Here is an 11,064-nt window from a genome sequence, read left to right on the forward strand (position 1 = left end):
GGATAAGCAGGCTCTTAGTAACTGGATGAGCGTCGCGTCACTCTACTCGTCATGACCCTTGTCGTTAACCGGTCGCGGCCCCTTCTGGGGCTGATCCTGACCGGTCAGTTCATGGCGATCCTCGACGTGTCGATCGTCAACGTCGCCGCGCCCACCATCCAGTCCGACCTGGCCGCGTCCGGAGCGGAGCTCCAGCTGATCGTGGCGGGGTACACGATCGCGTACGCGATGCTGCTCGTCACCGGGGCCCGGCTCGGCGGGCGGTCGGGGTATCGGCGGTGGTTCCTCGCCGGGCTCGCCGTGTTCACCGTGGCGTCGCTGCTCTGCGGGCTGGCCCCGGGCGCGGCCGCGCTCGTCGTCTTCCGGTTGCTTCAGGGCGCGGGAGCCGCCCTGATGGTGCCGCAGGTGCTCAGTCTCATCCAGGTCGGCATTCCGCAGGAGGGGCGGGCCCGCGCGCTGGGGATCTACGCCGCGGTCATCTCCCTCGCGGCGGTCGCCGGGCAGATCCTCGGCGGGCTGCTCGTCACGCTCGACCTGTTCGGCAGCTCGTGGCGGCCGATCTTCCTGGTCAACGTGCCCATCGGGGCGGCGCTGCTGTGGCTGGGCGCGCGGAACCTGCCCGCCGACGAACCCCGGCCGGGGCGGGGGCTCGACCTGCCGGGGCTGTTCACGCTGTCGCTGGCGACGAGCCTGGTCGTGGTGCCGCTCGTGCTCGAGCGCGGCTGGGTGGTCATGGTCGCGGGCGCGCTGGTCTTCGCCGGGTTCGTGGTGATCCAGCGCCGGGCCGCGCATCCGCTCATCCCGGGGCGGCTGCTCCGGGTTCCCGGGCTCGTGGCGGCGGGGGTCGCGATCTTCGGGGCGATGGCCGTGTACGGCGGATTCCTGTTCTCCAACGCCCTGCACCTGCAGAACGACCTGCACGACTCCCCGCTGCGGGCGGGGCTGACCTTCGTGCCGATGGCGGCGGCGTTCGCGGTGGTGAGCCTCAACTGGAAGCGGGTGCCCGCCCGGTTGCACCGGCGGCTGATCGTCTCGGCCTTCTTGGTCGTGGCGCTCGGGCTGGTCGCGCTGGCCGGGGTGTTCTCCGGGGGCGGGCACGGGCTGCCGTACCTGCTGGTCGTGCTGGCGGTGGTCGGGGCCGGGATGGCGGGGGCGTTCAGCCCGCTCATGACGGTCGCGCTGGCCCGGGTGGCGCCCGCCGACGCGCCGGACGCCAGCGGCCTGCTCGCGATGATGCTGCAGTTGGGTCAGGTCGTGGGGGTCGCCGCGTTCGGGACGCTGTTCCTCAGCGGCGGGTCGATCTCGGTCACGATGACGGGCCTGGCCGCGACCGCGCTCGCGTCCGCCGTCGCGGCCAGGTGGCTTCGGTAGGGGCCCGCTAGTAGGAGCACTGCACCACGAGGTCGTCGATGTCCGACGCCGCGGTCGACCCCGAGCCCGCCGGGTTCACGATGGCGAACCTGACCACGACGTCGGTGCGCCGGGCGGTCCAGCCCGCCGTCACCTGCCGGTAGTTCCGCGTCCCGTCGGGGGTGAGCTGGGCGAACGCGATGTACGTCCACGTGTCCGGGTCGATGACCTCGACGTTCAGGAAGACGTTCCGGCCGGTCACGTTGGCCCAGACGCCCAGGCCGCACCGCGCGCCCGGGTGGGCGGACACCGGCGTGAGCTGGATCGTCCGCCTGATCGAGCACCACTCTCCCTGATCCAGCGCGTAGATGTGGGCGAGCCCGCTTCCCGAACGCGGCGTCAACCCCCAGCCGCTCCACGAGGGTGTGCCGCAGATCTCCGGGTCGGTGCTCGCCCACCTCAGGCGGGCGGGCGGCGGGGACTCGAAGCCGTCGGTCAACTGCCAGATCCCGGCGGACGCCGGGGCGGCCGGGAGCAGCGCGGTCGTGAGGACCGCCGCCGCGAACAGGCGTAAGGCTGAGCGCATCGATCTCATGCCCGCATTGTCGCCACCGCGCCCCCTGCTGTTGACCCTGGACTTTTCGCCGTCCGGCCCCAGGGTCGCGGTCGCTAGAGGCGGGCCCGCCAGATGTCGAGGGCCATGTAGGGCCGCATGCCCATCGACGTGTAGAGGCCCAGGGCGGGCGTCACGTTGTTGGTGTCGACGTCGAGGATGGTGCCGACCCGGCCGCGCCGGTAGTCGGCGGCGAAGGCGCGGCTGAGCAGCAGCTTGCCGAGGCCCCGGCCGCGGTGGCCGGGGAGCACCGCCAGGCGCTGGACGTAGCCGCAGTTCTCGTCGGGCACGAAGTTGTCGGTGCCCATGAGGGCGGCGGCCGGCTTGCCGTGCACGCGGGCGAGCAGCAGCTGACTCCAGTCGTTGCTGCTGGACGCCTCGCGCGCCTCGTACCACTCGTCGTAGGTGCGCTCGTAGGCGCCGAAGTGCTCGGCGAAGCCGAGTTCCAGCACGCGGTGGACGTCGCGGAGCAGGGGTTCCTTGTCGAAGGCGGCGGCCTCCACGGTGACGCCGGGCAGGAACAGCACCTCGGGCTGCTCGGTGTGGTCGACGCGCATGCGGTGGAAGGTGGTCGCGTAGGTGAAGCCGCGCGACTCGACGGCCCGCCGCTGGGCGGCGTCCTGGGCGTACACCCCGATTTCGGCGGTGACGCCGGTGAAGCGGCCGAGGACCCGCTCCCACAACGCCTCGGCCGCGCCGGGGGTGCGGGCGCGCACGTCGAGCATGACCTCGTCGGTGCGGCCCTTGCGCATGGCCTGGCCGAAGCCGGTCAGGCGGCCGTCCTCGAAGCAGAGCCAGCCGTCGGTCGCCGGGTCGAAGTCGGGGTCGACGAGCAGGTCGGCGATGTCGTCGAGGGTGGAGTCGGGGCGGCCGACCACCGCCGTGTCGAGTTCGGCGATCAGGTCGAAGATCGCCTGCGCGTCCGCCGGTTTCGGCCGGGTGAGTTCCATGGCTCTTTTATAGGATTGCGCGCTTGTCAGGGGCTTGTGAATTCATTGGAGACGGTATGGGCAGAGACCGGGCGACGGTCCGGGACGTCGCGGCGGCGACCGGGTTGTCCATCGCCACCGTCTCGCGGGTGCTCAACGGGCAGGCCAACGTCGCGCCGCACACCCGTGAGCTGGTGCTCGCGGCCGTCGGCCGCCTCGGTGACCAGGCGCCCCGGCCGCGCGCCGAGCAGGCCGCCGGGGCGGTGTTCGTGCGCTGCCCCTACCTGCTGACCGACTACTTCGGCCTCATCGTGTCGTCGGTCGCCGAGACCATCGACCTGCACGGCCGCCAGCTGATCCTGAACGCGGGCGAGGCCGCCCAGCCGGCCGAGACGCTCGAATCCCTGCCGGGCCGCTCAGGGATCGCGGGCGCGATCCTGATCCTGCCTCCGGAAGAGCCTTCGGTCCTTGTACGGCTCCGCGACCGGGGTTTCCCGTTCGTGGTCGTCGACCCGCGCACCCCGCCCGCCAAGGACATGGCCGCCGTGTCGGCCGCCCACTTCGCCGGGGGCCGGGCCGTGATGGCCCACCTGGTGGGCCTGGGCCACCGCCGGGTCGGCATCATCGGCGGGCCGGTCGAGTGGCTGGCCGCCGAGGCGCGGCTGGCCGGGTACACCGCCGCGCTGGCCGGGGCGGGCGTGCTGCCGGCGCCGGAGCTGACCCGGGCGGTGGTCGAGCCGAACACGCGCAACGGGCACCGGGCCGCGGCCGAGCTGCTCGACCTGCCCGAGCGGCCGACGGCGCTGGTGGCGTTCAACGACAAGATGGCCGTCGGCGCGATGTGGGCCGCCGCCGAGCGCGGCCTGTCGATCCCGGGCGACCTGTCGATCGCCGGTTTCGACGACATCGACGTGAGCCGCGCGACGAGCCCGGCCCTGACCACGGTGCGTCAGCCCCTGCAGGAGATGGGCCGCACGGCGGTCACCCTGCTCATGCGGATCCTCGGCCGGCAGGCCGTCGAGGCGCTGCACGTGTCGCTGGGCGCCGAGCTGGTCGTGCGTGGATCCACTGGACCGGTCCCGGCTGTTCCAGCTGTTTCACACTGAGCTTGACAGGATTTGTCGTGCGTGTTGTGCTGTGGCGCACAGCAAGGTTTCTTTCCTGTTTCATTTGTTACATGGTCCGCCAGCCGGCGTCCCGCGGACCGCGAAAGGAATCAACGGTGTCACCTCCCCTTCGCCGGGCCGTCGCGATCGGCGCCGCCCTCGCCACCACCGCGGCGTTACTGACGGCCGCTCCCGCCGCGTACGCCGCCAACGAGACCGTCAACGTCTGGCTCACCACCACCTCCGACGGGGGCGGCCGGAACGTCACCCGCGGCCTCCAGCAGCAGTCGCCCGTCACCTTCAGCACCACCGCCGGCGGGGCCACCCACACGATCACGGTCAACGAGAACACGACGTACCAGACCTTCGAGGGCGGCGGCGCGTCGATCACCGACACCACCGCCCACCTGTTCCGCGGCGGCGCGATCAGCGCGGCCACCCGCGACGCGGTGATGCGCCGCCTGTTCCACCCGGTCGACGGCATCGGCCTGTCGTTCGTGCGCAACCCGATCGGGGCATCCGACCTGTCCCGGCCGGGCAACGTGTCGCTCGACGACACCTGCTGCAACCTCAACGACTTCGGCGCCAACGGCTACGACACCAACGTGCGGCTGCTCACCCAGCAGGCCAAGCAGCTCAACCCGCAACTGCGGGTGAAGGGCGTGCCGTGGAGCGCCCCCGGCTGGATGAAGGACAACGGCCGGATGGACCAGATGGGCTGGCTCCAGTCGCAGTATTACTCGATGTACGCCCAGTACTTCGTCAAGTACATCCAGAGCTACCAGGCGATCGGCGTGCCGGTCGACTACGTCTCGGTCCAGAACGAGCCCAACTGCTGCCAGGCGGGCAACCCGACCGCGATGAACTACCCCGGCATGAGCTGGAACTCCTCCGGCCTGGTCGAGCTGACCAAGAACCACATCTACCCGGCGTTCCGGGCGGCCGGCATCAGCACCAAGGTGATGGTGCACGACTGGAACTACGGCGACTACAACCAGATCGGCGCCGGCCTGCTGGCCGACCCGGCGGTGCGCAACGACCCGCTGTTCGCCGGCATCGCCTGGCACGGCTACTTCGGCGACCCGAACGTCGGCACGCAGGTGCACAACCAGTATCCGAACGTGAACCAGTTCTCGACGGAGCACTCGGGCGGCACCTGGATCGGCAACCAGCACAACGAAGACATGTCGGACATCGTGAACTACACCCGGAACTGGTCGAAGAGCATCGTCAAGTGGTCGCTCGCGCTCAACCAGTCGATGGGCCCGCACAACGGCGGCTGCGACGTCTGCACCGGCCTGGTCACCGTCCAGGAGGGCGGCTCCCGCGCCGGCCAGGTCGACAACACGATCGAGTACTACACGACCGGTCACCTGACCAAGTTCGTCAAGCCCGGCGCGGCCCGCGTCGACTCGACCGCCAACGGCACCGTCCAGAACGTGGCCTGGAAGAACACCGACGGCACCAAGGCCCTGATCGCCCACAACGGCACCACCTCGTCGCAGTCGGTGCGCGTCAACTGGGGCAACCAGGCCTTCACCTACACCCTCCCGGCCCGGACCACCGCCACCTTCACCTGGACCGGCACCCAGAGCGGCGGCGGGGGCGGCACCACCGGCCAGATCACCGGCCTGGGCGGCAAGTGCGTCGACGTCGCCGGGGCCAGCACGGCCAACGGCGCGGCGGTGCAGCTCTACACCTGCAACGGCACCGCCGCCCAGCAGTGGACCCGCCCCGGCGACGGCACCATCCGCGCCTTCGGCAAGTGCCTCGACGTCACCGGGCAGAGCACCGCCAACGGCGCGCAACTCCAGTTGTGGACGTGCGGCGGCACCGCCAACCAGCAGTGGACGTACACCTCCGGCCGGGACCTGGTGAACCCGGTGTCCGGCAAGTGCGCCGACGCCACGGGCAACTCCAGCGCCGACGGGACCCGGCTGCAGATCTGGACCTGCGGCGGCACGGCCAATCAGAAGTGGAACGCCTAGCCATCTGAATGGGGTGTGAAGGGGTGGCCGGACCTCGGGGGGTCCGGCCATCTTCGCGTCCGGCCTTGACCACCGGATGGCCTCAGACGCCCGTGACCTGCCGCACCCCGCGCGGCCGGTTGGCGCCGGGTGTGGCGCGGTTCGAAGGTGGCGGTCGGTGCCGGGGTGGGCGTGAGCCGTAACGGAAGCTAGTTGTTGATCTGGGGTTTGCCTTTGCCCTTGAAGAAGATGCCGGGGAAGCCGGCGGTCTCGAAGCCGAGGCTCGGGTTGTTGGCGAGCTTCGACCTCGTGATGTGCAGGGTCCCGCTGTTGTCGTTGCTGACGAAGAAGATCGCGCCGCCGCCCTCGTTGGCGCGGTTGTTCCGGATGGTCGAGCCGGAGATCGTGACGGTGAAGAGGTTGCCGTCCATGTAGAGCGCGCCGCCGCTGCCGCCGCCGGGTTTGCCGCTGCGGGCCGGGTTCGCGCCCGAGCCGGTGGCGCGGTTGCCGGTGAAGACGCTGTCGACGATCACCCACGAGACGCCGATGCTGCTCAGCGCGCCGCCGTTGGCGCAGGTCCCGTTGGTGAAGCGGCTCTTCCTGACGGTGACGGGCAGGTCGCGGTACTGGTCGAGCACGCGGATGGCCGCGCCGCCCAGGTCGGGGCCGCTCGCCTCGCAGCGGTTGCGGGTGAAGGTCGTGTTGCTGACCGACAGGCGCCCGCCCCGGACGAACACGGCGCCACCGCCGCCGCCCTCGGCGCGCTGCCCGATCGAGTTGCCGTCGGCGAACCCGATGTTCTTGATCGTCAGCCGGGGGGTGGCCTGGTCCTGGCAGTGGGAGGTGGTCCAGACCTGGGCCTTGTCGCAGGTGTTCATGTAGAGGACGCGGCGCCGGCCCATGCCGCTGAGGGTGACCTTGCCGCCGCCGTCGAGGATCACGTCGCGGCTGGTGTTGCGCACCTTCGCGGTGGCGGTCATCTTGATCGTGACCGGCTTCGGGCCGCACGAGAAGCGGATGGTCCCGCCCCTGGCGACCGCTCTGACGACGGCCTGTGAGGTGCAGCTCGCGGGGGTTCCCGTGCCGACGACCTGGACGGCCGCCGCCTGAGCCGGGGCCGCCGGGAGCACGGAGACGAGCAGGACGGCGGGAAGCAGGAGACGCATCTGGCGAACGTTACTCCTGGGACGTTCCGGCGTGAAACGGCACGTTCCACGCCGGAACCGTCTACCACCAGGTGTTGTTGCCCCGCGCCAGCCGCCACAGCCGGTCGGTGGAGTTCTGGTCGGCGTCGAGGTGCAGCGAGTCCCAGCCGCCCCCGGCCTCCCACGTCGCGACGGTGATCGCCAGGTTCGGGTTCACCCGGGGCCGGAACGCCCCCCACCCGGTGGGCGTGTCGGCGTAGGTCTCCTCGGCCCGCCGCGACCAGTCCTGCAGCTTCGACCCGTCGCACGCCCGGATGACGAGCGGGTCACCGGCCACCGGATCGGCCGTGCCCGGCTGCAGGCACTTGTTCGCCAGTTCGTTCCTGAAGACGGTGTAGCCGTCGGACCGTTCGTCGACCGTCCAGCGCGCGGTCGTGTACTGATAGGCGGGCGACCGCAGGCTGATCACCCGGGCGCCCTCGGCGGTGCCGTTGTCGGCCACCGCGAGGCGGCTGCCGTCCATCCGGTTGTAGACGCGGATGTCGGTGGTGTGGTCGGCGTACGCCGGACTCGCGGCCCCAACCAGACAGACCACGACGATCGGCACGATGCTTCGCACAGTCGGCTTCCCCTTCCCCAGGCGGACGCCCTTCCGGCTCCACTTATACACACCCTCCGCCGGATACCGTCGGACCTGGGATTTTCCGCACGCCCGGACGCTACCGGATGACCCCGGACGGCCACGGATTTCCCCGGAATTTTTCCGCCATATCCGCACATCGGCTCGCCGATTGAAATTCAGTAACTAATGGTGCATGCCATCACGACAGGCATTACTCTCACAATTGCCACGGTTATCACCGCGTCCAGAAACGGATCCCCCATGCGTGATGAGCTCGCCGGCAAGGCCTCCCGAGACCTGCTCCGCGACACGGCGGTCGGCCTGCGGGTCGACGCCGGCAACCCGTCACTCAAAGAGGTCGAGAAGGCCGCCACGGCCCTGTGCGCTGAGGAAGACCACGCGGGCTGGGTGCGCTTACCCGACTCGACCCTGTCCGACTACCTGTCGGGCCGCCGCGACGTGCTGCCCGACTGGCGGTTCATCCACACGTTCGTGGTGGTGTGCCACCGCCTGGCGATCGCCAACGGCCTCGACCCGGAACCGCTGCGCGACCTGAAGGCGACGTTCGGGGCGCTCTGGAAGGCGGCCAAGCACAAGGAGAAGGGCTCGCTGACGGTGATCACTCCGCTCCCCTACCGTCAGTACGACATCCTGGAACCGACAATCTGACCTCGACCGAGGCGGAGGCCAGCAGGGCGAGCTTCTCCGCGGCCTCCCCGCCCGGCTCGGGATGGTAGATCACCAGCATCAGCCCGTCGGTCCCGCTGACGGCGAGCTTCTCGCGGTCGAGCCGGAGCTCGCCGACCTGGGGATGGTCGAAGGTGAGCGTGGCCCCGAGCCGCCCGGCGACGTCGTGCCGTCCCCACAACCGGCGGAAGTGCTCACTGGCGAGGGAGAGCTCCCCCACGAGCTCGATGAACCGCGGATCGTCGATGTCGCTGCCGACCGACTGCCGGAACCCGGCCAGCAGCACCGCCGTGGCGCGCTCCCAGTCGGGGAAGAGGGCCTGCTCGGCGGGGTCGAGGAAGACGTCCCTCAGCCGGTTGCCGCCCGCCTTCAACCTCGGCGAGATCGCCGTCGCCAGCGCGTTGGCCGTCAGCACGTCGAGATAGCGGCCCTCGACGAAGGCGGGGAACGGGAGTGCGGCGACCAGCCGTGCGGTGCTCGCCGGCACGACCTCTTTCCGTGACCGTCTCCGCGCGCGGCGGGGCTTCTCCTCGGCGAGCCCGAGGAGATAGGAGTCGTCGTCCAGCCGGAGGACCCGGGCGATCGCCTGGAGGACCTGGACGGAGGGGTGTCGGTCGCGGCCCTGCTCCAGGCGGAGGTAGTACTCGGCGCTGATCCCCGCGAGCATCGCGACCTCCTCGCGCCGCAGGCCCGGCACCCGGCGGGTGCCCAGAGACGGGATGCCGACCTGGTCGGGGGTGACCAGTTCGCGCCGGGCACGGAGGTACTCGCCCAGAAGGTTCATGCTTCTCACGGTATTCGGGGTCGGCCGGTGCCTGCCTGTCCCTGTCACTACCAGTGTCGGGAGGGACCTGGCCGGCCTTTCGGCAGGCCCGCAGCCTTGACGGCATGACTCAGCAACGTGTTCTCGTCACCGGCGGGTCCGGCTTCGTCGCCGGGCACTGCATCCTCCACCTGCTCGACCAGGGATACGACGTCCGCACCACCGTGCGGTCGGCTTCCGGCGTGCTTCCCAGCGCCGACCTGACCGTCGTCACCGCCGACCTCCTCAGCGACGACGGGTGGGCCGACGCCGTCGACGGGGTCGACTTCGTGCTCCACGTGGCCTCACCGGTGCGCCTCGGACCGGTGGACGACGAAAACGACGTGATCGCCCCCGCTCTCGACGGGACCGTGCGGGTGCTCCGGGCGGCGAAGGAGGCCGGGGTCCGGCGGGTCGTGCTCACCTCCGCCTTCCACGCGGCCGGCTTCGGGCATCCGCCCACCGACCACACCTTCACCGAGGAGGACTGGTCCGTCGTGGACGGGCCGGGGATGGACGCCTACGGGCGGGCCAAGACGCTGGCCGAACGGGCGGCCTGGGACTTCGCGGCCGGGGGGCCGATGGAGCTGGTGACCCTGCTGCCGGTGGCGGTGATGGGGCCGATCCTGGGCGGGCAGATCACCGGGGCGAACCACATCCTCCGGGAGCTCCTGGAGGGGCGGGTTCCCGGGTCTCCCGGGATGTGGATTCCTGTCGTGGACGTACGGGACGTGGCCGGAGCCCACGTCGCGGCGATGACCGAAGGGGCGGCCGCGGGGCACCGGTTCCTGCTGTCGAGCGGCCCGGCCATGACGGTGCGGGAGATCGGGGGGCTTCTCCGTGACCATCTGGCGGAGTCGGCGCCTGAGGTGGCGGCGCGGATCGGGGCGTTGTTCTCTTCTGAGGACGGGGAGACGGAGCGGGCCAAGAGGGTGTCGAGCGAGAAGGCTCGGCGGGTTCTGGGATGGCGGCCACGAGCCTCGGAGGAGGCCGTCAGGGCGGGGGCGGACAGCATGATCGAAAGCGCGGCCAAGCGATCAGACGTTTCATGACCACACTGGCCAAACCGTCACATCCTCACTACCTGCGGCGAACCCACTTTCTGTCAGTTTGACAAGAAGCTACGGTGGGCCGGGTGAGCGATTGGGAGGCACCCCGCGTTCTGCTGGCGGTGGATCTGGTGATCCTGACCGTCCGCGGCTCTACGCTGCAGGTCCTGCTCGTGGAGCGCGGGGTCGAGCCGTTCGAGGGCGCGCTCGCCCTGCCCGGCGGATTCCTCCGGGACCTCGACGAAGACATCCCGGCGGCCGCCCGGCGGGAACTCGAAGAAGAGGCCGGGCTCGCCGACGAGCCGCACCTCGAACCCCTCGGCGTCTACGGCGAACCGGGACGCGACCCGCGGGGGCGGGTGATCTCGGTGGCGCATCTGGCGATCGCGCCGCGGCTGCCGGAGCCGGTCGCGGGCACCGACGCGGCCGAGGCGTGGTGGAAGCCGGTGGACGACGTGTTGTCCGGCCGGCTGGAACTGGCCTTCGACCATCGGCGCATCGTCGCCGACGGCGTCGAGCGGGCCAGGGCGAAACTGGAGCATTCGGCTCTCGCCACCGCGTTCTGTGGCGAGACCTTCACCATCTCAGAGCTGCAACAGGTGTACGAGGCCGTCTGGGGCGTGCAACTCGACCCCAGGAACTTCTACCGCAAGGTTCAGCGCGCCCAGGGGTTCATCGTTCCCGCCGGGCCGTCGCTGCGCCCGGGGAACGGCCGCCCGGCCCGGCTCTTCAGAGCGGGCCCCGTCCACACCCTGAATCCCCCCATGGTCCGCTCCGCCCACTAAGGAGACGCA

General features: G+C 70.7%; 11 protein-coding genes. 6 read left to right on the plus strand and 5 right to left on the minus strand.

Going from position 1 to position 11,064, the window contains the following annotated elements; translation table 11 throughout:
- The first annotated feature begins 51 nt into the window (after positions 1–51).
- The gene (locus AW274_RS02620; RefSeq protein WP_198168987.1) at positions 52–1,371 is read left to right on the plus strand and encodes an MFS transporter; all 1,320 of its coding nucleotides are present in this window, start codon (positions 52–54) and stop codon (positions 1,369–1,371) included.
- 7 nt (positions 1,372–1,378) lie between these two features.
- Here AW274_RS02620 and AW274_RS02625 read toward each other — a convergent pair whose 3' ends face one another.
- Together AW274_RS02625 and AW274_RS02630 are read right to left on the minus strand one after the other, a co-directional pair.
- Complete coding sequence (locus AW274_RS02625; protein WP_157519731.1) at positions 1,379–1,945, minus strand: hypothetical protein; 567 nt, start codon at positions 1,943–1,945, stop codon at positions 1,379–1,381.
- 74 nt (positions 1,946–2,019) lie between these two features.
- Entirely contained in the window at positions 2,020–2,913 is an 894-nt protein-coding gene (locus AW274_RS02630) for a GNAT family N-acetyltransferase (RefSeq protein ID WP_062428956.1), read from the minus strand.
- A gap of 56 nt (positions 2,914–2,969) precedes the next feature.
- Here AW274_RS02630 and AW274_RS02635 point away from each other — a divergent pair, with 56 nt between their 5' ends.
- Complete coding sequence (locus AW274_RS02635) at positions 2,970–3,998, plus strand: LacI family DNA-binding transcriptional regulator (RefSeq protein ID WP_062428958.1); 1,029 nt, start codon at positions 2,970–2,972, stop codon at positions 3,996–3,998.
- Positions 3,999–4,114: 116 nt separating this feature from the next.
- Positions 4,115–5,986, plus strand: coding sequence for a ricin-type beta-trefoil lectin domain protein (locus tag AW274_RS02640; protein ID WP_062428960.1), 1,872 nt, complete (start codon positions 4,115–4,117; stop codon positions 5,984–5,986).
- A 188-nt stretch (positions 5,987–6,174) separates the two neighbouring features.
- On the opposite strand, the gene AW274_RS02645 is transcribed toward AW274_RS02640, so the two are convergent.
- Together AW274_RS02645 and AW274_RS02650 are read right to left on the minus strand one after the other, a co-directional pair.
- On the minus strand, positions 6,175–7,131 hold the full coding sequence (locus AW274_RS02645; RefSeq protein ID WP_062428963.1) for a hypothetical protein: 957 nt from the start codon (positions 7,129–7,131) through the stop codon (positions 6,175–6,177).
- A 61-nt stretch (positions 7,132–7,192) separates the two neighbouring features.
- Positions 7,193–7,729, minus strand: coding sequence for an RICIN domain-containing protein (locus AW274_RS02650; protein WP_062428965.1), 537 nt, complete (start codon positions 7,727–7,729; stop codon positions 7,193–7,195).
- 264 nt (positions 7,730–7,993) lie between these two features.
- Between AW274_RS02650 and AW274_RS02655 the strand changes: the two genes are divergently transcribed.
- Positions 7,994–8,401, plus strand: a complete 408-nt coding sequence (locus AW274_RS02655) for a hypothetical protein (RefSeq protein ID WP_062333415.1) — start codon at positions 7,994–7,996, stop codon at positions 8,399–8,401.
- Here AW274_RS02655 and AW274_RS02660 read toward each other — a convergent pair.
- Positions 8,352–9,203: a helix-turn-helix domain-containing protein gene (locus AW274_RS02660; RefSeq protein WP_062428968.1), complete on the minus strand. Its 852-nt coding sequence runs from the start codon at positions 9,201–9,203 to the stop codon at positions 8,352–8,354. The two genes, AW274_RS02655 and AW274_RS02660, sit on opposite strands and share 50 nt — an antisense overlap.
- Before the next feature lie 104 nt (positions 9,204–9,307).
- Here AW274_RS02660 and AW274_RS02665 point away from each other — a divergent pair, with 104 nt between their 5' ends.
- Both AW274_RS02665 and AW274_RS02670 read left to right on the plus strand, forming a co-directional pair.
- Complete coding sequence (locus tag AW274_RS02665) at positions 9,308–10,273, plus strand: NAD-dependent epimerase/dehydratase family protein (protein ID WP_062428970.1); 966 nt, start codon at positions 9,308–9,310, stop codon at positions 10,271–10,273.
- A gap of 83 nt (positions 10,274–10,356) precedes the next feature.
- Entirely contained in the window at positions 10,357–11,055 is a 699-nt protein-coding gene (locus AW274_RS02670) for an NUDIX hydrolase (protein WP_062430096.1), read from the plus strand.
- Positions 11,056–11,064 lie beyond the last annotated feature (9 nt).

Origin of the sequence: Herbidospora daliensis (genome assembly GCF_001570585.1) — a bacterium.
Classification (GTDB): domain Bacteria; phylum Actinomycetota; class Actinomycetes; order Streptosporangiales; family Streptosporangiaceae; genus Herbidospora; species Herbidospora daliensis.

Bases quoted from the DNA above. Each gene is read 5' to 3' on its own strand.
- AW274_RS02630 (WP_062428956.1), bottom strand. From the start codon at position 2,913: ATGGAACTCACCCGGCCGAAACCGGCGGACGCGCAGGCGATCTTCGAC.
- AW274_RS02620 (WP_198168987.1), top strand. From the start codon at position 52: ATGACCCTTGTCGTTAACCGGTCGCGGCCCCTTCTGGGGCTGATCCTG.
- AW274_RS02655 (WP_062333415.1), top strand. From the start codon at position 7,994: ATGCGTGATGAGCTCGCCGGCAAGGCCTCCCGAGACCTGCTCCGCGAC.
- AW274_RS02660 (WP_062428968.1), bottom strand. From the start codon at position 9,203: ATGAACCTTCTGGGCGAGTACCTCCGTGCCCGGCGCGAACTGGTCACC.
- AW274_RS02625 (WP_157519731.1), bottom strand. From the start codon at position 1,945: ATGAGATCGATGCGCTCAGCCTTACGCCTGTTCGCGGCGGCGGTCCTC.
- AW274_RS02645 (WP_062428963.1), bottom strand. From the start codon at position 7,131: ATGCGTCTCCTGCTTCCCGCCGTCCTGCTCGTCTCCGTGCTCCCGGCG.
- AW274_RS02635 (WP_062428958.1), top strand. From the start codon at position 2,970: ATGGGCAGAGACCGGGCGACGGTCCGGGACGTCGCGGCGGCGACCGGG.
- AW274_RS02665 (WP_062428970.1), top strand. From the start codon at position 9,308: ATGACTCAGCAACGTGTTCTCGTCACCGGCGGGTCCGGCTTCGTCGCC.